Source organism: Roseococcus sp. (genome assembly GCF_965227005.1).
Lineage (GTDB): Bacteria > Pseudomonadota > Alphaproteobacteria > Acetobacterales > Acetobacteraceae > Roseococcus.
The window spans coordinates 182989-204987 of sequence record NZ_CBDDFJ010000034.1 but is presented as its reverse complement, the minus strand read 5'-3'; the positions used below and the strand labels follow the sequence as shown (position 1 = coordinate 204987).

Annotated in this window: 22 protein-coding genes; 10 read left to right on the top strand and 12 right to left on the bottom strand. The window is 68.6% G+C overall.

The annotated features are described in order from the left end of the window. Position 1: 1 nt before the first annotated feature. Both ACO057_RS16920 and ACO057_RS16915 read right to left on the bottom strand, forming a co-directional pair. On the bottom strand, positions 2-877 hold the full coding sequence (locus ACO057_RS16920; protein WP_421993778.1) for a DMT family transporter: 876 nt from the start codon (positions 875-877) through the stop codon (positions 2-4). A 9-nt stretch (positions 878-886) separates the two neighbouring features. After that, entirely contained in the window at positions 887-1888 is a 1002-nt protein-coding gene (locus ACO057_RS16915; RefSeq protein WP_421993777.1) for an NAD(P)H-quinone oxidoreductase, read from the bottom strand. A gap of 158 nt (positions 1889-2046) precedes the next feature. On the opposite strand from ACO057_RS16915, the gene ACO057_RS16910 reads away from it, so the two are divergent. The 8 genes from ACO057_RS16910 to ACO057_RS16875 all read left to right on the top strand — a co-directional run bounded on the left by ACO057_RS16910 (position 2047) and on the right by ACO057_RS16875 (position 10874). Continuing rightward, a complete protein-coding gene (locus ACO057_RS16910) occupies positions 2047-3213 on the top strand; it encodes an ABC transporter substrate-binding protein (protein ID WP_421993776.1) in 1167 nt (388 codons plus the stop codon). 58 nt (positions 3214-3271) lie between these two features. Next, complete coding sequence (locus ACO057_RS16905; RefSeq protein WP_421993775.1) at positions 3272-4423, top strand: diaminopropionate ammonia-lyase; 1152 nt, start codon at positions 3272-3274, stop codon at positions 4421-4423. Positions 4424-4494: 71 nt separating this feature from the next. After that, entirely contained in the window at positions 4495-5838 is a 1344-nt protein-coding gene (gene ugpB / locus ACO057_RS16900; protein ID WP_421993774.1) for a sn-glycerol-3-phosphate ABC transporter substrate-binding protein UgpB, read from the top strand. Positions 5839-5926: 88 nt separating this feature from the next. Further along, on the top strand, positions 5927-6808 hold the full coding sequence (ugpA, locus tag ACO057_RS16895) for a sn-glycerol-3-phosphate ABC transporter permease UgpA (RefSeq protein WP_421993773.1): 882 nt from the start codon (positions 5927-5929) through the stop codon (positions 6806-6808). Further along, a complete protein-coding gene (ugpE, locus tag ACO057_RS16890; RefSeq protein WP_421993772.1) occupies positions 6808-7719 on the top strand; it encodes a sn-glycerol-3-phosphate ABC transporter permease UgpE in 912 nt (303 codons plus the stop codon). Before ugpA ends, ugpE begins: the two co-directional genes overlap by 1 nt. Beyond that, positions 7719-8792 carry a sn-glycerol-3-phosphate ABC transporter ATP-binding protein UgpC gene (ugpC, locus tag ACO057_RS16885; protein WP_421993771.1) on the top strand — a complete coding sequence of 358 codons (1074 nt, stop codon included), beginning with the start codon at positions 7719-7721 and terminating at the stop codon, positions 8790-8792. Before ugpE ends, ugpC begins: the two co-directional genes overlap by 1 nt. Positions 8793-8836: 44 nt before the next feature. Further along, positions 8837-9805, top strand: a complete 969-nt coding sequence (locus tag ACO057_RS16880) for a Bug family tripartite tricarboxylate transporter substrate binding protein (RefSeq protein ID WP_421993770.1) — start codon at positions 8837-8839, stop codon at positions 9803-9805. Positions 9806-9863: 58 nt separating this feature from the next. Then, complete coding sequence (locus tag ACO057_RS16875) at positions 9864-10874, top strand: C-terminal binding protein (RefSeq protein ID WP_421993769.1); 1011 nt, start codon at positions 9864-9866, stop codon at positions 10872-10874. A 33-nt stretch (positions 10875-10907) separates the two neighbouring features. Here the strand turns inward: ACO057_RS16875 and ACO057_RS16870 are convergent, their stop codons facing one another. Further along, a complete protein-coding gene (locus tag ACO057_RS16870) occupies positions 10908-11633 on the bottom strand; it encodes an aspartate/glutamate racemase family protein (RefSeq protein ID WP_421993768.1) in 726 nt (241 codons plus the stop codon). A gap of 162 nt (positions 11634-11795) precedes the next feature. On the opposite strand from ACO057_RS16870, the gene ACO057_RS16865 reads away from it, so the two are divergent. Together ACO057_RS16865 and ACO057_RS16860 are read left to right on the top strand one after the other, a co-directional pair. Further along, a complete protein-coding gene (locus ACO057_RS16865) occupies positions 11796-12170 on the top strand; it encodes a response regulator transcription factor (RefSeq protein ID WP_421993767.1) in 375 nt (124 codons plus the stop codon). A gap of 73 nt (positions 12171-12243) precedes the next feature. Next, a complete protein-coding gene (locus ACO057_RS16860) occupies positions 12244-12741 on the top strand; it encodes a DUF1993 domain-containing protein (RefSeq protein ID WP_421993766.1) in 498 nt (165 codons plus the stop codon). A gap of 22 nt (positions 12742-12763) precedes the next feature. Here the strand turns inward: ACO057_RS16860 and ACO057_RS16855 are convergent, their stop codons facing one another. The 9 genes from ACO057_RS16855 to atpH all read right to left on the bottom strand — a co-directional run bounded on the left by ACO057_RS16855 (position 12764) and on the right by atpH (position 21966). Next, positions 12764-13750: a Bug family tripartite tricarboxylate transporter substrate binding protein gene (locus ACO057_RS16855; RefSeq protein WP_421993765.1), complete on the bottom strand. Its 987-nt coding sequence runs from the start codon at positions 13748-13750 to the stop codon at positions 12764-12766. A gap of 50 nt (positions 13751-13800) precedes the next feature. After that, positions 13801-14787, bottom strand: coding sequence for a Bug family tripartite tricarboxylate transporter substrate binding protein (locus ACO057_RS16850; RefSeq protein ID WP_421993764.1), 987 nt, complete (start codon positions 14785-14787; stop codon positions 13801-13803). An 85-nt stretch (positions 14788-14872) separates the two neighbouring features. Next, positions 14873-15970: an endo-1,4-beta-xylanase gene (locus tag ACO057_RS16845; protein WP_421993763.1), complete on the bottom strand. Its 1098-nt coding sequence runs from the start codon at positions 15968-15970 to the stop codon at positions 14873-14875. 2 nt (positions 15971-15972) lie between these two features. Next, on the bottom strand, positions 15973-16821 hold the full coding sequence (locus tag ACO057_RS16840) for an acyl-ACP desaturase (protein ID WP_421993762.1): 849 nt from the start codon (positions 16819-16821) through the stop codon (positions 15973-15975). 105 nt (positions 16822-16926) lie between these two features. After that, the gene (gene atpC / locus ACO057_RS16835) at positions 16927-17337 is read right to left on the bottom strand and encodes an ATP synthase F1 subunit epsilon (protein ID WP_421993761.1); all 411 of its coding nucleotides are present in this window, start codon (positions 17335-17337) and stop codon (positions 16927-16929) included. Between the two features lie 98 nt (positions 17338-17435). Beyond that, entirely contained in the window at positions 17436-18863 is a 1428-nt protein-coding gene (atpD, locus tag ACO057_RS16830) for a F0F1 ATP synthase subunit beta (protein WP_421993760.1), read from the bottom strand. Positions 18864-18890: 27 nt separating this feature from the next. After that, a complete protein-coding gene (locus ACO057_RS16825; RefSeq protein WP_421993759.1) occupies positions 18891-19790 on the bottom strand; it encodes a F0F1 ATP synthase subunit gamma in 900 nt (299 codons plus the stop codon). A gap of 33 nt (positions 19791-19823) precedes the next feature. Continuing rightward, on the bottom strand, positions 19824-21356 hold the full coding sequence (atpA, locus tag ACO057_RS16820) for a F0F1 ATP synthase subunit alpha (RefSeq protein WP_421993758.1): 1533 nt from the start codon (positions 21354-21356) through the stop codon (positions 19824-19826). Position 21357: 1 nt separating this feature from the next. Further along, positions 21358-21966: an ATP synthase F1 subunit delta gene (gene atpH / locus ACO057_RS16815; RefSeq protein ID WP_421993757.1), complete on the bottom strand. Its 609-nt coding sequence runs from the start codon at positions 21964-21966 to the stop codon at positions 21358-21360. Between the last annotated feature and the right edge of the window lie 33 nt (positions 21967-21999).

Here is a 21999-nt window from a genome sequence, read left to right as displayed (position 1 = left end):
ATCAGCCTTTAGCAGCCAGGACGACGCTCAACACCACCAGACCTCCGCCGATGATGAGATCCCACCCCAGCGGCTCGCCCAGCCAGAGCACCGCCAGGGCCACGCCAAAGACCGGCACCAGCAGGAAGCCGACCGAGGCGAGGACGGCGTTGAGGTGCCGCGCCGCCTCCACATTGGCCCAGGTGCCGATCGGCGCGGCGACCAGGCCGATGAAGGCCGCGATCCAGATGGCCTGCCCCCCGATGCCGCCCCCCGCCGCGAAAGGCTCCAGCCAGAGCGCGAGCGGCAGGAGCACGACCAGCGCGGCGACGGCGAAGACCCAGGGCAGCAGCTCCATGATCGGGCGCGAGGGCGGCCGGAGGCGCGTCACCACGATGGCGATGCTCCAGAACAGGGCCGACAGCAGCAGCATCCCGTGGCCCAGCAGCACGCCCGGCGCCGACCAGTCGATGGCCCAGGGGCCCATCATGACGAGGACGCCCAGCAGGCCGACGCCCGCGGCGATCCAGCGCTGCGCGGAAACCTTCTCCTGGAGGAACCAGACGGAGAGCGGCACGAGCCAATAGATGGTCACGTTGCAGAGAATGGCGGTTCGCCCGGCGGGCACCATCGCCAGCGCCAGATGCGACAGGGCGAAGAAGCCGCCGATCTGCAGCAGCGCCAGCACGGCGATGACGATCCAGTCGCGCCGGGGCGGCAGGTGCAGGCGTCCGAAGGCGGCCATCGCCACACCCGTCGCCACCGCCGCCAGCCCGGCCCGGGCGAAGCCGAACCAGAGCGGGGTCGCGAACTGATAGGCGTGCTTCGTCAGCGGCCAGATGCCACCGAAGAACAGGACCACCAGCAGGAGGAGCTGGAGCGCCCGGCTTTGGCTCACCGATCCGGCCTAGACCGTCAGCACGATCTTGCCGATATGCTGGCTGCTCTCCATCAGCGCATGCGCCTGGGTCGCCTCGGCCAGGGGGAAGACGGCGTGGATGTGCGGGCCGGCCTTGCCCTGCTCCAGCAGCGGCCAGACCTTCTCGCGCAACGCCTCGGCGATCTGCGCCTTCTGGGCCGTGCTGCGCGGGCGCATGGTGCTGCCCGTCACGTTCAGGCGCTTCACCATGATCGGCCGCAGATCGACCTGCTCGGCCAGATGCCCGTTGAGGAAGGCGATGAGGGACAGCCGCCCGTCGAGCTTCAGGCAGCGGAGGTTTCGCGCGAAATAGGGCCCGCCCACCATGTCCAGCACGACGTCGACGAGCTTGCCGTCGGTGATGCGCTTCACCTCGTCATAGAAGTCGTGGGTGCGGTAGTTGATGGCGTGGTCGGCGCCGAATTCCAGCACCGCCTTGCACTTGTCCTCCGAGCCCACGGTCGTGATCACCGTGCAGCCGAAGGCCTTGGCGAGCTGGATCGCGGTGAGGCCGATGCCCGAGCTGCCGCCATGGATCAGCGCGGTCTCGCCCGGCTGCAGCCGGGCGCCGGCGGCATGCGGCGTGCCGAAGAGATTCGCCCAGACGGTGAAATAGGTCTCGGGCACGGCGGCGGCGCGGATCGCGTCATAGCCCTTGGGCCAAGGCAGGGTCTGGCTCTGGGGCGCGGTGCAATATTCGGCATAGGCGCCGCCATTGGTCAGGGCGCAGACCTTGTCGCCGACCTTGAAGCTCGTCACCCCGGCGCCGATCCCGACCACCTCGCCCGCGCATTCCAGGCCCAGGATCGGCGAGGCGCCGGCCGGGGGCGGATAGCTGCCGGAGCGCTGGGCCACGTCGGGACGGTTCACCCCCACCGCCTCGACCTTGATGAGCACCTCGTCGGCCGCGGGCGTGGGCACGGGCCCGGTCGCGACGGTCATCACTTCGGGGCCGCCGCCCGCGCCATGGGCGATATAGGTCATGGTCATTGGGCATACCTCCGGATTTCGCTGCAAGTTCCGCGCAGGGCCGCGGAGCGTCAAGAGAGGCGATCCAGGCGCCGGCACACAAACGTTTGTTTTATAAATGATAAGTTTCTCGCATCGGTCATTGCGCGCCGGGCAATTGCGGCGGAAACTGGGCATATATGCGCCGCCGCCTCGCCCTCGCCTTGCCCTTTCTGGCCGCCCCCGCGCTTGCGCAGCAGGCCGCGGAATGGCGCGTGGGCGCGCTCTTCCCGCTTTCGGGCGCGGCGGCCCTTCTCGGCGACGAGGCCGCCCGCGGGCTTGAACTCGCGGTGGACGAGCGCAACGCCGCCGGTGGCCGCCCCATCCGCCTCATCCGCGCCGACGTCACCGAACCCGCCCAGGCCCTGATAGAGACGCGCCGCCTCATCCAGCAGGAGCGCGCGGGCCTGCTGTTCGGCAGCGTCTCGGCCCCGATCGGCCAGGCCGTCATCCAGGCGGCGGAGGCGCTGGAAACCTGCGTCGTCGAGCTGGCCACGCCCATCGACAACCTGACCGAGCGCGGCGCCCGCCACCTGATCCGCACCGCGCCCCGCGCCACGGATTACGGCACCCTCGGCGCGGAGGCGCTGACCCGCTTCCTGCCCGGCCATCTCCATCAGCCGGCCGACGCCCTGCGCGTGGCGCTGGCCCATGAGAATGGCGGCTCGTCCGAGAGCATCGCCTTGGCCCTGGAGGCCCGGCTGCGCGAGGTGGGCATCACCGTCGCCGACCGGCTGCCCCATGCCGCCCGGTCGAGCGAGATGCCCGCCATGGTCCAGCGCCTGCGGGCCGCCGGGGTGAACGTGCTGATCCATGCGGCCGGCGAGGGCGATGCCATCTCGCTCTTCCGCGCTCTGGCCGAGGCGAACTGGCGGCCCGCGGCGGTGATCGGCGCCGGCTTCGCCTGGGGGCTGGCCGAGCTCGCCCGCGCCATCGGGCCCGGCCTGGATTCGGTCTTTGCCCTGGACGTGCCGCCCATCGAGACGGCGGACCGCTGGGCCCCGGGCGCGCGGCCCTTCGCGGAGGCCTATCAGCGCCGCTGGGGGACGCCGCCGCGCTCGGGCCTTTCGCTGGCGGCCTATGCGGGGGCGCAGCTGGTGCTGGCCCAGCCGAATCTGGAGCGCGGGCCGCTGCGGGCGGGGCTGGCCGCGCTGGATCTCCCCGAGGGGAGCCTGCCCAATGGCTGGGGCTTCCGGCTGGACGAGCGCGGGCAGAACACGCGGGCGCGGCCGGTGCTGCTGCAATGGCAGGGCGGCAAGCCGGTGGCGGTGTTCCCGGCGGAAGCGGCGGCGGCGTCGCCGGTCTAGCGGCGATTTTCAGGGCGGCTGATTGCCCCTCGCCGCATCCCCCGCCAAGTTTCTCCCCATGACCGATCTTCGCCTCGTCCTGAACCGCAATCCCGGCACGCCGGGCCTCATCACCCTGCCCGAGGGCGGCTATCGCCGCGCCCGCGCCGAGATCATGTCCTGGCCGGGCTATGCGCCCACGCCTTTGCGGCCGCTGGCTTTCGCCGGCCCCGCCAGCGTCCATTACAAGGATGAAGGCTCGCGCTTCGGCCTCGGCAGCTTCAAGGCGCTGGGCGGAGCCTATGCCGCGCTCAAGGTCATCACGGCCGAACTGGCCCGGCGCGGCGTGGCGAACAACGCGACCGGCGCGGCGCTGGAGGCCGGCGAATTCCGCGAGGCCACCCGACAGATCACCGTCACCTGCGCCACCGACGGCAATCACGGCCGTTCCGTCGCCTGGGGCGCCCAGCGCTTCGGCGCGCGCTGCGTGATCTTCGTGCATCACAACGTGAGTCAGGGCCGCCGCGACGCTATCGCCCGCTACGGCGCGGAGATCCGCGAGGTCACGGGCAATTACGACGACAGCGTTCGCGCCGCCCAGGAGACCGCCCAGGCCGAGGGCTGGTTCGTCATCAGCGACACCTCCTATCCCGGCTATACCGAGCCGCCGCGCGACGTCATGCAGGGCTATCGCCTGATGGCCGAGGAGGCGATCGGCGCGATGCCCGCGCCGCCCACGCATGTCTTCGTCCCCGGCGGCGTCGGCGGCGTGGCGGCGGCGGTGGCGGTCCAGCTGCGGGCCATGTGCGGCGCCGGCCCCCGGCTGGTCATCGCCGAGCCGGAGCGCGCCGCCTGCCTCACCGACAGCCTGGAAGCGGGCGCCTTCACCACCGTGGGCGGCGATCTCGACACCGTCATGGCCGGGCTGGCCTGCGGCGAGCCCTCGCTGCTCGCCTGGCAGGAGCTGGAGCGGAGCGCCTTCGCCTCCATGGCCCTGCCCGATTCCAAGGTGCCGGGCGCGATGCGCGCTTTGGCCGCCCAGGCGATCGAGGCGGGCGAAAGCGCCGTCGCGGGATACATCGCGCTGGAGACCGCCTGGAGCGACCCGTCCGCCCGCCAGGCGCTCGGCCTGGACGCCGAAAGCCGTGCCCTGATCTTCGGCACCGAGGGGGCGACCGACCCCGAGCTCTACAAGCTCATGCTGTCGCCCAATTTTCCTTCACGGGACTGACTTTTTAATGTCACATGGCCGCAATGAAGGGGGTCTAGTCGCCCCCGATCAATAATTTCGGGAGTGCCTTCATGCTGCGTCGTTCCCTCGGGCAGGCGGCCCTCGCCGCCGCCACCCTTCCTCTCGCCGCTCCCGCTCTGGCCCAGGGGGGGCCCATCGAACTGCAGTTCTGGCATGGGCTTCCGCAGCCGCTCGGCGGCCTGCTCGAGAAGCTGGTCGGCGACTTCAACGCCAGCCAGGCGGCTGTGAAGATCATCCCGTCCTTCCGGGGTTCCTATCCGGAGACGATGGTCGCCGCCATCGCCGCCTTCCGCGCCGCCCAGGCGCCGCATATCGTGCAGATGTTCGAGGTCGGCACCGGCACGATGATGGCCGCCGGCCGCGCGGTGAAGCCGGTCCATGAGCTGCTGACCGAGACCGGCGTGCAGATCGACTTCAACGACTTCCTGCCCGGCGTGCGCGGCTATTACGCCGCCGCCGACGGCAAGCAGATGTCGATGCCCTTCAACAGCAGCACCTCGGTCGTCTTCTACAACAAGGACATGTTCCGCCGGGCCAACCTCAACCCCGACGAGTTCCCGGCGACCTGGGAAGGCGTGGAGCAGGCCCTCCGCGCGCTGAAGGCCGCGGGCATCGAGACGCCGCTCACCACCTCCTGGCCGACCTGGCTGAACCTCGAGCAGTTCAGCGCCATCCACGACATCCCTTTCGCCACGCTGGCCAACGGCTTCGGCGGCCTGGGCACGGAGCTGCGGATCAACAACCCGCTGGTCGTGAAGCACATGACCAACCTGCAGGCCTGGGGGCGCGAGGGTCTCTACCGCTACGGCGGCCGCGACAATGCGGCCGACGCGCTGTTCCCCTCGGGCCAGGCGGCGATCACCATGGCCTCCTCCGGCCTGCGGGCGCGCATCACCAACGAGGCGCGGTTCCAGTGGGGCGTGGGCATGCTGCCCTACTTCAACGGCACGCCGCGCGCGCCGGGCAACTCGATCATCGGCGGCGCCAGCTTCTGGACGATGAACAAGGGCCCGCGCGATACGCGCTCGGCCGTCGAGTACAAGGGCGTGGCCGACTTCTACAAGTATATCAGCGGCACCGAGGTCGGCGCGAAGTGGCACATGGACACCGGCTACCTGCCGCTGACCCGCGCCATGTTCGAAGCGACGAAGAAGACCGATTTCTACCAGCGCAACCCGGGCGCCGACGTGCCGATCGACCAAATGCTGCGCGGCACGACCTCCGACAACACGCGCGGCCTGCGCCTCGGCGGTCTGATCGAGATCCGCAACATCATTCAGGAGGAGATGGAGAAGATGCTGCAGGGCCAGCAGACGCCGGAGCAGGCCATGGCGGCCGGCACCACGCGCGGCAATGTGGTGCTCCGCAACTTCGAGCGGACGAACCGGGGCTGATCGCCCTGCCGGACGGCGCGACACTGTTGTTCAACGAGGACCCCGCAGGGCTCTGCCTTGCGGGGATGGCGGGCCGCCCGGAGGTTTCATGCAGAAGAAGGTGATCTTCAAGGGCACCCTGCTGCCCTATCTGCTGCTCGCGCCGCAGTTGCTCATCACGGGCATCTTCTTCTTCTGGCCGGCGGGCCAGGCCATCTACCAGTCCTTCCTGCGCGAGGACGCCTTCGGGCTCTCCACCGAATTCGTGGGCTTCGAGAATTTCCTCGACGTGGTGCAGGACCAGACCTGGATCGACGCCGCAGGGCGGACGCTTCTCTTCTCCAGCTCGGTCGCCATCCTGGCATTGGGCTCGGCGCTGTTCCTCGCCGTGCAGGCGGACAAGCACATCCGCGGCGCGGACGTCTACAAGACGCTGCTCATCTGGCCCTACGCCGTGGCGCCGGCCATCGCGGCCGTGCTGTGGCTCTTCATGTTCCACCCGAATATCGGGCTTTTCGGCCGGATGCTGAACGGCCTCGGCGTGCCCTGGGATTACCGGCTGAACGGCAACCAGGCGATGCTGATGGTGATCCTCGCCAGCGCCTGGAAACAGGTGAGCTACAACTTCATCTTCTTCCTCGCCGGGTTGCAGAGCATCCCCAAGGCCGTGCTGGAGGCCGCCGCGATCGACGGCGCCAAGCCCGCGCGGCGCTTCTGGACGATCATCTTCCCGCTGCTCTCGCCCACGGCCTTCTTCCTGCTCGTGGTGAACCTCGTCTACGCCTTCTTCGACACCTTCGGCGTGATCCACAGCCTGACCCATGGCGGGCCCGGCAAGGCGACGGAGACGCTGATCTACCGCGTCTATACCGACGGCGTGATCAACCTGAACCTCGGCTCCAGCTCGGCGCAGAGCGTGATCCTGATGCTGCTGGTGGTGGCGCTGACCGTGGTCCAGTTCCGCTATGTCGAGCGCAAGGTGCATTACTGATGGCCGCGTCCGATCGCGTCGGCGATGGCGCCACCATGAACACGACGCTCCTCGCGGAACGCACGCGACGGAGGCAGCGGCGCGAGAAGATCGTCACCCATATCTGCCTGCTGGTCGGCATCCTGATCTTCGTCTTCCCGATCTATCTGACGGTGATCGGCTCGACGCATGACGTGAACACCATCGGCCGCGGCGACGTGCCGCTGCTGCCGGGCGGCGAGGCCGTGGCCAACTACACCCAGGCCTGGGGTGCCGGCGGCGGCCGCTATATGGGCACGCCCGCCGGGACGATGCTGGCCAACAGCCTGATGATGGCGCTGCTCATCGCCGTCGGGAAGATCGCGATCTCGCTGACCTCGGCCTATGCCGTGGTCTTCTTCCGCTTCCCGCTGCGCATGGTCTTCTTCTGGCTGATCTTCATCACGCTGATGCTGCCGGTGGAGGTGCGCATCATCCCCACCTTCCAGGTGATGGTGGATCTCGGCCTCACCAACAGCATGGCCGGCCTGGTGATCCCGCTGATCGCCAGCGCCACGGCGACGCTGCTGTTCCGGCAGTTCTTCCTGACCATTCCCGACGAATACGTCGAGGCCGCGAAGATCGACGGCGCGGGGCCCATCCGCTTCTTCATCGACGTGGTGCTGCCGCTCTCGCGCACCAACATCGCGGCGCTCTTCGTCATCCTCTTCATCTACGGCTGGAACCAGTATCTCTGGCCCCTGCTGATCGTGAACGACCGCAGCCTGGAGACGGTCGTCGTCGGCCTCACCAAGATGATCGGCACGGGCGACCAGCAGAACGAGTGGAATGTCATCATGGCGACGGCGGTCTTCGCGCTGCTGCCACCGGTGGCCGTGGTCGTGTTCATGCAGCGATGGTTCGTGAAGGGCCTGACGGAGACCGAAAAGTAATGGCCACGCTGACCCTTCGTGACGTGACGAAATCCTTCGGCGCCGTCCAGGTCCTGCACGGCGTGGACCTCGACGTGGAGGATGGCGAGATGATCGTCATCGTCGGCGCCTCGGGCTGCGGCAAGTCCACGCTGCTGCGCATCGTCGCCGGCCTCGAGACCGAGACGACGGGCGAGGTGATGATCGCCGGGCAGAGCATGAAGGGGCTGGAGCCGGCCGATCGCGACGTCGCGATGGTGTTCCAGAACTACGCGCTCTACCCGCACATGTCCGTCTTCCAGAACATGGCCTATGGCCTGAAGATCCGCGGCATGGCGAAGGACGAGATCGTCCGCCGGGTGGACCAGGCGGCCGCGCTGCTCGGCATCGGCCATCTGCTGCAACGCAAGCCGCGCGAGCTCTCCGGCGGGCAGCGCCAGCGCGTCGCCATGGGGCGCGCCATCGTGCGCGAGCCCAAGCTCTTCCTCTTCGACGAACCGCTCTCCAACCTCGACGCCAAGCTGCGCGTGGAGCTGCGCGCGGAGATCCGGCGCTTGCAGAAGCGGCTCGGCGTCACCTCGCTCTTCGTCACGCATGACCAGGTGGAGGCCATGACGCTGGGCGACCGCCTGGTCGTCATGAATGCCGGCCGCGCGGCGCAGATCGCCACCCCCATGGAGATCTGGGAAAAGCCCGCCGACACCTATGTCGCGGGCTTCATCGGCAGCCCCTCGATGAATCTGCTCTCGGCCAAGCTGGAGGCCGGCGGCGCGGCGGCGATCCTCGATGCCGGCGGGCTGCGCCTGCCCTTCGCTGATGGCCCGCGCGCGGGCGCGGCAGGACGCAAGCTGACCATCGGCATCCGGCCCGAGCATCTGCGGGTGGGCGAGGGCGGGGTCGACGTCACGGTGGAGCTGGTGGAGCCGCTGGGCGGCGAGAGCGTGCTGCACGCCAGGCTCGCCGACGGCACGCCGCTGACGGCGCGCCTGCCCGGCGCGCGTTACGTGGACGGGCCGATGCAACTCGTTCCGCTCGTGGAATCGCTGCATGTCTTCGATGGCGAGAGCGGCAAAAGGATTGAAGCGGGCGGCTGATCGCTGCACCCTCCCGGGCAAGAATTCCGGGAGTAGTCCATATCATGTTCCGCCGTCAGGCCCTCGCTCTAGGCGCGCTCGCGCCCTTCGCCGCGCAGGCGCAAACCTCCGACTGGCCCTCGCAGCCCGTGCGCCTCATCGTGCCCTTCGCGGCTGGCGGGCCGACCGACATTCCCGCGCGCCTCGTCGCCGACGAGATGGGCAAGAACCTGGCCAACCGCATCGTCGTCGAGAACCGCACCGGCTCGGGCATCATCGTCGGCACCGACATCGTGGCGAAGGCGCCCAAGGACGGGTTGACGGTTCTCTACACCACCATCGGCCATGCCGTGGTGCGGGCGCTCTTCCCGCGCGTGCCCTTCGATCCGATCGCGGATTTCGCGCCGGTCGCGCTCGTCGGCAAGGTGCCGATGGTCATGATGGTCAACAAGGATTTCCCGGCCCGCACGCTGCCGGAATTCATCGCGTTGGTCCGCGCCAATCCCGGCAAGTACGACTATGCCAGCAGCGGCAATGGCGGGGCGGTGCATCTGGCGACCGAGCTCTTCCTGCACATGGCGGGCGGGCTGCGGATGAACCACATCGCCTTCCGCGGCAGCGCGCCGGCCATGCCGGACCTGCTGGCCGGGCGCATCCCAATGCTGATCGACGTGGCCGCCGGCGCCATCCCCATCATCCAGCGCGGCGACCTGCGGCCGCTCGCCATCTCGACGACCGAGCGCAGCGCCCTGCTGCCGGACGTGCCGACCTTCATCGAGGGCGGGGTGGCGGGCTACGAGGCCTATACCTGGCACATGCTGATGGTGCCGTCCGGCACGCCGGCCCCGATCATCCGCGCGATCAATGCCGCGGCCAACCGGGCGCTGGAGGTGGAGGCGCTGCGCAACCGGCTGACCGAGATGACGGTCGAGGTCGTGCGCGGCAGCACGCCGGACAGCGCGGCGGCGTTCCTGGCGCAGGAGATCGCGAAGTGGGAGCCGGTCATCGCGGCGGCCGGCATCAAGGTGGATTGAGTCCCCGCGAACAATTCCGCGACCGTCGAGACAAGATCGATATTGATCGAGAGAGAGAATGACGCTCACCGTTCTAGAACCTGAATCCCTCTACCCGGACACCGCGCTCGAGCAGCGTATCCTGGGCGACGGCGTCCGCATCCTCACCGGCAACGCCAAGAAGTCCCTGCTGGAGCTCCCCGACGCGCTCTGCGCCGAGGTCGAGGGCCTCATGACCCTCCGCCTCGCCGTCCCCGCCGAGGCGTTGAAAAAGTTCCCGAAGCTCAAGGTCGTGATCCGCATGGGCGTGGGCTACGACCGCGTGGACCGCGCCGAATGCGCGCGCCGCGGCATCACCGTCTGCAACGTGCCCGACTACGGCACGCAGGAGGTCGCCGACACCGCCATCGCGCTGACCGTGGCACTTCGCCGCGGGCTAGTGCTGCACCACGACGCCCAGCGGCAGGACCCGCCAGCGGCCTGGGGCGTGATCCAGAACCCCATCGTCCGTCGCTTCGAGGCGCAGACCTTCGGCGTGCTCGGCCTGGGGCGCATCGGCACGGCGGCAGCGCTGCGGGCCAAGGCGCTCGGCTTCAAGGTCGCCTTCTTCGACCCCGCCCTGCCCAACGGCGCCGACCGCGCGATCGGCGTGCAGCGCATGGAGAGCCTGGAGGCGCTGATGGCCGTCTCCGACGTGCTCTCCATCCACTGCCCGCTCACGCGCAACACGCGCGGCCTGGTCGGCGCGAAGGAGCTGGCGCTGCTGCCTAAGAACGCGGTGGTGATCAACACGGCGCGCGGCCCGATCCTGGACATCGACGCGCTGGAGGCCGCTTTGCGCTCCGGCCATGTCGCGGCGGCGGGGCTGGACGTGATCCCGGTCGAGCCGCCGGTCGAGCCCGTGCCGGGGCTGCTCCAGGCCTATCGCGCCAAGGAGCCCTGGCTGATGGGCCGGCTGGTGATCATGCCCCACGTCGCCTTCCACAGCCCCGAGGCCTGGGACGACATCCGCCTGAAGTCCGTCGAGACGATGCGCGACGTCCTCGTGCGCGGCCTGAAGACCAACGTCATCCCGCCCGAGAGCGATTGATCGGGGTCTGGGGCCTTTCGGCCCCAGCGGGTTTCAGGGCAGCGCCCTGAGCCTTTCTTCCAGCGCGGCGCCGAGCCCCACGCTCGGCGCCGGCTGCATCGCAATAGCGCCGGTCCGCGCCTGATGCGCCGCTTCCAGCGTCACCCGCAGGCAGTCCAGCACCGGCACGCTCACCCGTGGCTGGAGGCGCTCTGCCAGCCCCACCAGCCCCGCCCCGCCGAGCACCACCACCTCCGCCCCGGCGGCCACCTGTTCTTCCGCGGCCTCGGCCAGCAATTCCAGCGCGCGCTCCGGCTCGCGGGCGATCATGTCGCCGGTGGGCGTGACGGCGGCGATCCGAACCTGCTCGACCGAATAGCCGCGCAGCAGCGCGAATTCCCGCAGCATGGGCACCCAGGCCGCCCCGCCCGTCAGCAGCGCCACGCGCGGCGCCAGGCGCAGGGCGGCGGGAATGGAGGTATCCGCCAGACCAAGGACGGGGATCGGCAACATCTCCCGCGCGGCGTCGAGGCCGGGATCGCCGAAGCAGGCGATGATCGCGGCGTCGAAGCCCTCGGGGTTGGTCGCCCCCACGTGCTCGGCCAGCAGGTCCAGCACGGCATGGGCGGCGATGGCCGAGGCGGCGCGCGTGGCGATGTAGCGCGCGCCGAAGCGGGCCGTGGCGGGCACGATCTCGTCGCCGCACATCGCGCGGGCCGCGACGGCAAGCTTTTCGGTAATCGCGGCATCGGTGTTGCCGTTGAGGAGGAGAAGCTTCATCGGCGCGCAGTTCTCCCCGTGGAGTGGGCAAAGGCAAGAACAAAGCGATGAATCCGCCGCGGCAACGGCCTTGCCCGGCTGAGGGGCAACCGCGCGACTCCATACCGCGTTCCTGCCCTACGGACGCCGCGAGAGCTCGGCGCGCCGGAAGGCAGGACCTATATGGCACGCATCCTGGTGGTAGAAGACGAGATCCTCACCCGCTTCAGCCTGGCCCATTGGCTGCGGGACCAGTCGCATGAGGTGATGGAGGCCGGGACCGGCGACGAGGCCGCCGGCATGCTGAATTCCATCCCCCAGATCGACCTCGTCATCACCGATATCGAAATGCCGGGCCAAGTGGATGGGCTCGGCCTCGCCCGGCAGGTGCGCGACACCAGGGCCGGGCTGCCGGTGATCCTCGTCTCCGCGCGGGACGAAGGGCCTGAGATCGCCAGGCTCGCCGCCGCCTTCTTCCGCAAACCTTATGACCTGAATCGGGTCTCCGCTTTGGTGGGCCGCCTCGTGCCGGCGAGAGACGGGGCGCGCCCGGCGTGACCGGGGGGGTGCTCCCCCCTCCCCAAGCCGTGAAGCGTGACCAGTTGCAGGGGGTCATAAAGGATCGATCGCCATGACCGTCTCCACCTACCGCCTCTGCGTGCCCGTCTTCAGGCGTGGCCTCACTGTGCTGGCACATGCGCTGACCAAGGCGGAAGCCTTCGCGGGCGATAAGCCGGACGCCGTCCTCCACGCCCGCCTCGCGCCGGACATGCTCTCCTTTTCGGCGCAGATCCAACGCGCCAGCGACACCAGCAAGAACGCCATCGGCCGCATCCTGGGCACCACGCCGCCCGCCATGCCCGACGAGGAAAAGACCTTCGCCGAGCTCCAGGCCCGCATCGCCAGGACCATCGCCTATCTGGACGCCCAGGACGCGGCGGCGATCGATGCCCGCGCCTCGGCCGAGGTCTCGCTGAAGTTCGGCACGCTCGCCGCCACCTTCACGGCCGACGAGTACCTGCTGCAATTCGCCCTGCCGAACTTCTACTTCCATGTGACCACGGCGCACGCGATCCTGCGGCATCTGGGGGTGGCCATCGGCAAGAAGGACTACCTGGGCGCCTTCTGAGGGAGGCCTCTCGCCGGGCCCGTCACCCCGCCTCGACCTGAAGGCCCTCGCGCCGCACGACCTCCGTCCATTTCCGCGTCTCGGCCGCGACGAAATCGGCGAAGGCCTCCGGGCTCAGCCTCAGCGGCACCCCGCCCAGATCGGCGAAGCGGCGCTGCGTGTCCGGCAGGTCGAGCCAGGCGTTGATCTCGGCGTTCATCCCCTGGACCACCGCGTTCGGCAGCCCCGCCGGCCCGAAGATGCCGAACCAGGTGTTCACCTCGTAATTGGCGAGTTCCGGCATGGTCTCACGCATGGCCGGCACCTCGGGCAGCTGCGTGCTGCGCTCCTTGCTGGTCACGGCCAGCGCGCGCACGCGCCCGGAGCGGATGTGCTCGATCACGCCGGTCAGATTGTCGATGAGGAAGTTCACATGGCCCGCCAGCAGATCCACCTGCGCGGGCCCCGAGCCGCGGAAGGGCACATGGATGGCCTCGGCGTTCAGCATCTGCAGCATCAGCACGGGCGAGAGATGCGTGGACTGCCCCACCCCCGTCGAGGCGAAGCTGATCCGGCCCGGCTGCCCGCGGATCAGCGCCGTCAGCTCGGCCACGCTGCGCGCCGGCACGTCGTTGTTCACCACCAGCACGTTCGGCCCGGTGATGGTGCCCGCGATCGGGATGACCTGCTCGGGCCGGTACTGAAGGTTCCGCACCAGCGAATAGGCGATGGCCTGCGGCCCGATATTGCCCGACATGATCGTGGAGCCGTCAGGCCGCGCGCGCACCATCTCCAGCGTGCAGATCGTACCGCCGGCGCCGGCGCGGTTCTCGGCGACGACCGAGATCCCCCAGCGCGACTGAAGCCGTGGCGCGAGCAGCCGCGCCATGATGTCGGTGGTGCCGCCCGGCGCGGCGGCCACCAGCATCCGCACCGGCTGGGCCGGCTTCCAGTCCTGCGCCCGGGCTGTCAGCAGCGGCGCGGCGGCGAGCGGCAGGGCCAGCGCGGCCCTGCGGGTTGTGTCTTGCATGTTCTTTCCTCCCTGGTTCCTTGCCCGGGAGGATGGCGGGTTCCGGCCGCTCAGGACACATCCATCTGCAGGCCCTCGCGCTGGATGACCCCGCGCCACTTGGCGATCTCGCTGTTCACGAAACCGGTGAACTGCTCCGGCGTGCCCCAGAGCGAGGTGCTGCCGATCTGCGCCACGCGCGCCTTGAAGTTGTCCGTCTCGGCGAGAATGCGCATCTGCTCGTTCAGCGACTGGACGGCGGCCGTCGGGGTGCCTGCCTTGTAGAACTTGCCGAACCAGGTGTTCACCTCGAAATCGGCCAGCTGCGGCATGGTCTCGCGCAGCGCCGGCACGTCCGGCAGCTGCGGATTCCGCTCGGCGGAGGAGACCGCCAGGGCGCGCACCCGCCCGCCGCGGATCTGCTCGATCCCGCTCGAGAGATTGTCCCACATGTACTGGATGTTGCCCGCCACCAGCTCGATCGCCGCCGGCCCGGCGCCGCGGAAGGGCACATGGATGCCCTCGGTTCCCGTGAGCTGGCTGAACCAGACCGAGGTGAGATGCCCACTCTGCCCGATGCCGGGCGAGCCATAGGACAGCTTGCCGGGATTGGCCTTCAGATGCGCGACCAGCTCCGCCACGTTGTTGGCCGGGACCGAAGGGTGGACGACCAGCACGTTGGGGCCGCGCACGCTGCCCGCGACGGGGATGAACATCTCCGGCGTGAAGGGATAGTTCCGGTAGAGCGAATAGCCGATGCCCTGCGGGCCGATATTGCCCGAGAGGATCGCGTGGCCATCGGCCGGCAGGCGAAGGAATTCCTGCGTGCCGATGATGCCGCCTGCGCCGCCCCGGTTCTCAACCACGGCCGACTGGCCCCAGGCGTTGGTGAGGTGCTGGCCCAGGAGGCGCGCCATCATGTCCGCCGTGCCGCCGGCCGCCGCCGGGCAGATGATCCGCACCTGCTGGGTCGGGCGCCAGTCAGCGGCGCGGGCGGAGGTGATGGCGGGGATGGACAGCGGCAGCGCCAGCGCGGCGCGCCGGGTGATAGCGGACATTCTTCTGCTCCTGCGGACTTGGACGTTGTCCGCAGGATAGCGGAAATTTCCTGGAGCCAGATAGCCGGCGCCGCGCGACGTTGCGCTAGGCGGAGAAGAACTGCGCCAGGCGGGCCCGCAGCGGCTTGGGCCGCAGCTCCGCGTCATAGGGATGGCCGCGCGTCACGACACCGTCCCGCCGCGCCACGCCGGGCTCCAGGACCAGCCAGGAATCGCGGTCCGTCAGGCCCCAGGTGAGGAAGCTGCGCACCCCTCCGTCGCGCGACGCCTGGAGGAAGGCACCCGCATATTCGGCCACGGCGGCATCGCGGCCCTCGATCGTCGGCGCCAGCACATCCGGTTCGCGCACATCGAGCTCGGTGATCAGCACCGCCAGGCCGAGCGCGCGCAGCGCGCGCAGGAAGGCGACATAGGGTTCCGGCCGGAAGGGCTCGCGCATCTGCAGATGGCCCTGGATGCCGATGGCGTCGAGCGGGCAGTTCCGCTCCAGCAGCCCGCGCACCACGCGAAGCAGGCTGTCCCGTTTGGCCTGGGCCCAGGGCGTGTCGGAATAGACGGCGAATTCGTTGATCGTCAGGCGCAGCGTCGGGTCGGCCTGGCGGGCGATCCGCAGGGCGCGCTCGACATAGCCGGGGCCGAGCGCGGCGAGCCACGGGGTGGGCCGCAGATCGCCGGAGCCGGGGGTGGGATTGTCGCCGCCGGGCGGGGCGGCGATCACCTCGTTCACCACGTCCCAGTCGCGGATGCCGGCGCGCGTCTCGGCGAGCACCGTGGTGATATGCGTCTCGAGAATCTGCTGCGCCTGGCTTTGCCCTTCGGCCAAAGCGGGGGCGAGCCATCGTGGCATGGCCTCGTGCCAGAGCAGCGCGTGGCCCCGCACGCGCTGGTTCTGGGCCTGGGCGAAGCGCATCACAGCGCGCAGCGGCTCGAACTCGAAGCGGCCGCGCTCGGGCTGGATCACGTCCCACTTGCCCTCCCACTCCGGCACGATCAGGTCCGCCTCGCGGGCGACGAGGGCGGAGAGGATGGGGTCCGCCTCCAGCTTCTCGCTGCGCACGGCGGTGCCGAAGCTCATGCCGCGGGCGCGGGCCAGTTCGCGCAATCCCGGAGCGGAGCTCTGCGCGACGGCGGTGCAGCCGAGGGGAAGGGTGCCGGCGAGACCGAGAAGGACACGCCGTTGCACGGTCAGGCGGCTTGCCGGATCGGAGTGCCCTGGGCGGACAGCATCTTGAAGAACTTGTCGCGTTTCCAGACGAGCAGCCGCCAGCCGAGCCGAGCCGACAGATGGGCGATCCGCCCATGCGGATTGAGCCCGACCGACTTGAAGATCATGCTCGTGCTCCGCTCGATGTGGCGGAAGCGATAATAGCTCATCGCGCGGCCCATATAGCCGGCGGAACAGCGGTCGTGCTCATAGGGCACGCCCGGCGCGTCGTTGCTGCAATGGAAGGCGAAGGCGAGCTCGTCGTCCTCGCTCTCGCCGATGCGGCCCAGAGCGACGCGCAGCCGCTTGGTGACGGAGAGCTTCTCGCGCGCCAGGTAGCGCTTCATGTGATCGTAGAAGAGCTTGAAATGCCGATACTCATCGGCCGCGATCAGACGGCAGATCTCCTTCAGCACCGGCTCTTCCGAGGCTTCGCCGAGGGCGGTGTAGTAGCTGGAGGTGCCGGTCTCGACCATGCAGCGGGCGATCAGCTCGCCCGTGAGGGAGCCGCGCAGCGAGGCGTCGGCCTTCACATCGATGGTATAGCCCGCCCGGTATTTCTCGAAGGAGGCCATGTAGTCGAATTCGGGATCGGCCAGGCTGGCCCAGCGGCCCAGAGCGTCGCCGTGCTGGACCTCCTCGACGGCCCAGTTGTCGGTCGCCTGGGCGAAGTCGGGATCATCGCGAAAGACGCTCTTCAGGTAGAGCGCATAGTCGTCGCCGTTGCGCTCGACCATGGCGGCCGCCTTGACGAGGGGTATGACCTCGGGATCGACCTTGGAGGGGTCGAAGCGGTCCCAGGCCACCTGCTCGATCGTCCAGTGCTTCATGCCACCAACTTTTGGAAATGCCCCCTAAGCCCCGGGCCGAATCGACCCAGGGAGGTCACGCTCCCTTGTCCCGCTCTGCAGAAATGCGGGAAGAAGAATGGAATTTCAAGCGGCTTCGGCGGAAGCCAGCATGGCGCGCATGGCGAGAAGCTTCGCCATCGCCGCGTCGCGGCGCTCGGGCGAGTCCATCGTGGCCGCCATATAGGCGGCATCCGCCTCGGCGATGCGCCGCTCGGCCTCGGCCTTGGAGAGTTCGACGACCGGCGTGGCCTCGTCGGCCAGGACCGTGACGCGCTCGGGCGTGATCTCGGCGAAGCCGCCGGCCACGAAGAGACGGTCGACATCCTTGCCGCCCTCGATCACGCGGATGACGCCGCCGCGCAGGGCCACGATCATCGGCGCATGGCCGGGCAGCACGCCCATCTCGCCCTCGGCGGCGGGGATGACGACCATCTCCACCTGACGGGAGAGGAGCAGCTTTTCCGGCGAGACCAGTTCGAGTTGGAAGGTGGCCATGCGAATTCCCCGTCAGTCGATCGGCGCGTTTGAAAGATCGCCCATGAAGCGCCGTACTTCAGTACGCCGGCCGCGAGCGGCCGGCGTCAACCTAATCCTCAGGCGGCCTGCTTGAGGGTCTCGGCCTTCTTCACGGCCTCTTCCACGGTGCCGACCATGTAGAAGGCGGCCTCGGGAAGGTGGTCGTACTCGCCGGCGCAGATGGCGGCGAAGCTGCGGATCGTGTCCTCGAGCTTCACGAACACGCCCGGCGTGCCGGTGAAGACCTCGGCCACGTGGAAGGGCTGGCTGAGGAAGCGCTGCAGCTTGCGGGCACGCGCCACGACCAGCTTGTCCTCTTCCGACAGCTCGTCCATGCCCAGAATGGCGATGATGTCCTGCAGGGACTTGTAGGTCTGCAGGATCTTCTGGACCTCACGGGCCGTGTTGTAGTGCTCGTTGCCGACCACGCGGGGATCCATGGCGCGCGACGTGGAGTCGAGCGGATCAACGGCGGGGAAGATGCCCAGCTCGGCGATCGAACGGTTCAGCGTCGTCGTGGCGTCAAGGTGCGCGAAGGAGGTCGCGGGGGCCGGATCGGTCAAGTCGTCGGCGGGCACGTAGATGGCCTGCACCGAGGTGATCGAGCCCTTCTTCGTGGAGGTGATGCGCTCCTGCAGGGCGCCCATGTCCGTCGACAGCGTAGGCTGATAGCCCACGGCCGAGGGAATGCGGCCCAGCAGGGCGGACACTTCCGCGCCCGCCTGCGTGAAGCGGAAGATGTTGTCGATGAAGAACAGCACGTCCTGGCCCTGCTCGTCGCGGAAGTACTCCGCGATGGACAGGCCCGAGAGGGCGACGCGGGCGCGCGCGCCCGGCGGCTCGTTCATCTGGCCATAGACCAGGGCAACCTTGGAACCTTCGGTCGTGCCGTCGCCGAGCTTGATGACGCCCGCATCCACCATCTCGTGGTAGAGGTCGTTGCCCTCGCGCGTGCGCTCGCCGACGCCGGCGAAGACGGACACGCCGCCGTGGCCCTTGGCGATGTTGTTGATCAGCTCCTGGATGGTCACGGTCTTGCCCACGCCGGCGCCGCCGAAGAGGCCGATCTTGCCGCCCTTGATGTAGGGGGCGAGCAGGTCGATGACCTTGATGCCGGTGACCAGGATCTCCGCGCTCGTCGCCTGCTCGTCGAAGGAGGGCGCCTCGCGGTGAATCGGGTAGTACATCGTGGCATCGACCGGGCCGCGCTCGTCGATCGGCTCGCCGATGACGTTCAGGATGCGGCCCAGCGTGCCGGGACCGACGGGGACCATGATGCCCTTGCCGGTGTCGGTCACTTCCGTGCCGCGGACGAGGCCGTCCGTGGTGTCCATGGCGATGCAGCGCACGGTGCGCTCGCCGAGATGCTGCGCCACTTCGAGGACGAGCTTCTGCTCGCCGATCTGCAGCGTCAGCGCGTTCATGATCGCGGGGAGCTCGGCGGGGAACTGCACGTCCACCACGGCGCCGAGCACCTGCGTCACCTGACCGACATTGTTCTTCATCGCCCGGATTCCTTCGTCATGCGGCGCTTAAAGGGCTTCGGCACCCGAGATGATCTCGATCAGCTCGCGGGTGATGTTGGCCTGGCGCGTACGGTTGTAGTTCAGCGTCAGCTTGTTGATCATCTCGCCCGCATTGCGCGTGGCGTTATCCATGGCCGTCATGCGGCTGCCCTGCTCGCCGGCCGCCGATTCCAGCAGCGCGCGATAGACCTGGATGGCCAGGTTCTGCGGCAGCAGCTTCGCGAGGATCTCTTCCTCGGTCGGCTCGAATTCGTACAGCGCCGGGGCGCCCCCAGGGAGAGCCTCGGTCGGCGCGGACTGAACGATCTCAGGCATCGGCGCGGGGATGAGCTGCTGCTCGACCGGCGTCTGGCTGATCACGTTCTTGAAGCGGTTGTAGATGAGGGTGCAGACGTCATAGCCGCCCTCCTCCAGCATCTCCGTGACCTGGCTCGCGATCTCGGACGCATCCTCGAAGCCGATGCGCTTCTTGCCGGCGAAGCTAATCTCGCCGATCACCCGGCTCGCCAGCTCGCGCTTGAGGTAGCTCGCGCCCTTGCGGCCGACCGTCAGCAGCTTGACCGTCTTGCCTTCGGCTTCGAGCGCGCGGACGCGATTGCGGGCGAAGCGGCCCACATTGGTGTTGAAGGCGCCGGCCAGGCCGCGATCGGCCGTGACGACGACCAGCAGGTGCACCTTGTCCGCGCCCGTGCCGACCAGCATCTTCGGCGCGTCGGGGCTGCCGACGACCGAAGCGCCAAGCGAGGCGAGCATGCGCTCCATCCGCTCGGCATAGGGCCGCGCGGCTTCCGCCTGGGACTGGGCACGGCGGAGCTTGGCGGCGGCCACCATCTTCATGGCCTGCGTGATCTTCCGCGTGGACTTCACGCTGTTGATCCGCAGGCGGAGGCTTTTCAGGGTCGCCATGTCAGTTGGTCTCCGCCGGGTCTAGCTTGGCGTTCAGGCGAAGGACTTGGAGAAGCCGTCGAGGAACGCGATCAGCTTGGCCTCAACGTCCTTCTTGATCTCGCGATCGTTCCGGATGCTGGCCACGATGTCGGGCGCGCTCGCCTTCAGCTCGCTCAGCAGGCGCGTCTCGAACTCGCCGACCTTGTTCAGGGGCAGCTTGTCGAGATAGCCGCGCGTGCCGGCGAAGATCGCGATGACCTGCTCTTCGACGGGGACGGGCTTGAACTGGGGCTGCTTGAGCAGCTCCGTCAGGCGCGCGCCGCGGTTGAGCAGGGCCTGGGTGGAGGCGTCCAGATCCGACGAGAACTGCGCGAAGGCCGCCATCTCGCGGTACTGCGCCAGCTCCAGCTTGATCTTGCCGGCCACCTGCTTCATCGCCTTGATCTGCGCGGCGGAACCGACGCGGGAGACCGAGAGGCCGACGTTCACGGCGGGGCGGATGCCCTTGAAGAAGAGCTCCGTCTCCAGGAAGATCTGGCCGTCGGTGATCGAAATCACGTTCGTCGGAATGTAGGCGGACACGTCGCCAGCCTGCGTCTCGATGACCGGCAGCGCCGTCAGCGAACCATTGCCGAAATCGTCGCCCATCTTCGCCGCGCGCTCGAGCAGGCGGGAGTGCAGATAGAACACGTCGCCCGGATAGGCCTCGCGGCCCGGCGGACGGCGCAGCAGCAGCGACATCTGGCGATAGGCGACGGCCTGCTTGGACAGATCGTCGTAGAAGATGACCGCATGCTTGCCGCTGTCGCGGAAGAACTCGCCCATGGCGCAGCCGGTGTAGGGCGCCAGGAACTGCATCGGCGCCGGATCGGAAGCGGTGGCGGCAACGATGATCGAATATTCGAGCGCGCCGTTCTCTTCCAGCGTCTTCACGAGCTGGGCGACGGTGGAGCGCTTCTGGCCGATCGCGACGTAGATGCAATAGAGCTTCTTGCTCTCGTCATCGCCCGCGTTGATCGTCTTCTGGTTGAGAATGGTGTCCACGATCACGGCGGTCTTGCCGGTCTGGCGGTCACCGATGATCAGCTCGCGCTGGCCACGGCCGATCGGGATCAGGGCGTCGATCGCCTTGATGCCGGTCTGCATCGGCTCATGCACCGACTTGCGCGGGATGATGCCGGGCGCCTTCACCTCGGCGCGCATGCGCACGACGTCGGTGAGCGGGCCCTTGCCGTCGATGGGATTGCCGAGGCCGTCGACCACGCGGCCGAGCAGGCCCTTGCCGACGGGCACGTCCACGATGGCGCCGGTGCGGCTGACCGTGTCGCCCTCACGGACGGAAATGTCGGAGCCGAAGAGCACGATACCGACATTGTCGGTCTCGAGGTTCAGCGCCATGCCCTTGATGCCGGAAGCGGGGAATTCCACCAGCTCGCCGGCCATCACGTTCTGCAGGCCGTAGACTCGCGCGATGCCGTCGCCGACCGTCAGCACGGTGCCGACCTCGGCCACGTTGGCATCAGCGTCGAAGCCCGCGATCTGCTGCTTCAGGATCTCCGAAATCTCGGCCGGACGGATTTCCATCTCAGGCGGCTCCCTTCATAGCGAATTGCATGCGCTGCAGTTTGGACTTGAGGCTGTTGTCGTAGAGGCGCGAACCGATCCGCACGATGAGCCCGCCGAGGATGGCGGGGTCCAGCGTCTCGGCCAGCTTGACGCCGGAGATTCCGCTTTCCGTCATCCGCGCGACGATCTGGGCGCGCTGCGTGTCGGTGAGCGGGAAGGCGGTGGTCACATGCGCGATCTGCTGGCCGCGACGCTCGGCGAGCTTCGCGCCGAAGGCGACGGCCACGGAGGGCAGCAGGTTCAGGCGGCGATTGGCGATCATCACGCCGACCAGCTTGCGAACCTCGTCGCCGATCTTCGCGGACTGCACGATGGCGCTGAGCATCTTCTGCTGCTGCGCCGCGCCACGTCGCGGATCGGCGATGAAGGCCCGGAAGGCGGCATCATCGCGATAGATGGAGTACAGCCCCTCGACATCGGTCGCGATACGATCGAGGGCGCCGGGATCGGCCTGCCTCGCATCGTCAGCCAGGCCCAGCAGGGCCAGGGCGTAGCGCTCGGCGACACCACCGGTCTGGGGCGCGCTCGGGGAAATGGTCTCGACGGCCACCATGCTGTCCCGGTTCAAAGGTTTGAAGCCAGGAGTTTCCTGGCGAAGCGA

Coding starts and splice junctions, on each gene's coding strand:
- ACO057_RS16915 (WP_421993777.1), bottom strand. CDS start 1,888: ATGACCATGACCTATATCGCCCATGGCGCGGGCGGCGGCCCCGAAGTG.
- ACO057_RS16910 (WP_421993776.1), top strand. CDS start 2,047: ATGCGCCGCCGCCTCGCCCTCGCCTTGCCCTTTCTGGCCGCCCCCGCG.
- ACO057_RS16905 (WP_421993775.1), top strand. CDS start 3,272: ATGACCGATCTTCGCCTCGTCCTGAACCGCAATCCCGGCACGCCGGGC.
- ugpB (WP_421993774.1), top strand. CDS start 4,495: ATGCTGCGTCGTTCCCTCGGGCAGGCGGCCCTCGCCGCCGCCACCCTT.
- ugpA (WP_421993773.1), top strand. CDS start 5,927: ATGCAGAAGAAGGTGATCTTCAAGGGCACCCTGCTGCCCTATCTGCTG.
- ugpE (WP_421993772.1), top strand. CDS start 6,808: ATGGCCGCGTCCGATCGCGTCGGCGATGGCGCCACCATGAACACGACG.
- ugpC (WP_421993771.1), top strand. CDS start 7,719: ATGGCCACGCTGACCCTTCGTGACGTGACGAAATCCTTCGGCGCCGTC.
- ACO057_RS16880 (WP_421993770.1), top strand. CDS start 8,837: ATGTTCCGCCGTCAGGCCCTCGCTCTAGGCGCGCTCGCGCCCTTCGCC.
- ACO057_RS16875 (WP_421993769.1), top strand. CDS start 9,864: ATGACGCTCACCGTTCTAGAACCTGAATCCCTCTACCCGGACACCGCG.
- ACO057_RS16870 (WP_421993768.1), bottom strand. CDS start 11,633: ATGAAGCTTCTCCTCCTCAACGGCAACACCGATGCCGCGATTACCGAA.
- ACO057_RS16865 (WP_421993767.1), top strand. CDS start 11,796: ATGGCACGCATCCTGGTGGTAGAAGACGAGATCCTCACCCGCTTCAGC.
- ACO057_RS16860 (WP_421993766.1), top strand. CDS start 12,244: ATGACCGTCTCCACCTACCGCCTCTGCGTGCCCGTCTTCAGGCGTGGC.
- ACO057_RS16855 (WP_421993765.1), bottom strand. CDS start 13,750: ATGCAAGACACAACCCGCAGGGCCGCGCTGGCCCTGCCGCTCGCCGCC.
- ACO057_RS16850 (WP_421993764.1), bottom strand. CDS start 14,787: ATGTCCGCTATCACCCGGCGCGCCGCGCTGGCGCTGCCGCTGTCCATC.
- ACO057_RS16840 (WP_421993762.1), bottom strand. CDS start 16,821: ATGAAGCACTGGACGATCGAGCAGGTGGCCTGGGACCGCTTCGACCCC.
- atpC (WP_421993761.1), bottom strand. CDS start 17,337: ATGGCCACCTTCCAACTCGAACTGGTCTCGCCGGAAAAGCTGCTCCTC.
- atpD (WP_421993760.1), bottom strand. CDS start 18,863: ATGAAGAACAATGTCGGTCAGGTGACGCAGGTGCTCGGCGCCGTGGTG.
- ACO057_RS16825 (WP_421993759.1), bottom strand. CDS start 19,790: ATGGCGACCCTGAAAAGCCTCCGCCTGCGGATCAACAGCGTGAAGTCC.
- atpA (WP_421993758.1), bottom strand. CDS start 21,356: ATGGAAATCCGTCCGGCCGAGATTTCGGAGATCCTGAAGCAGCAGATC.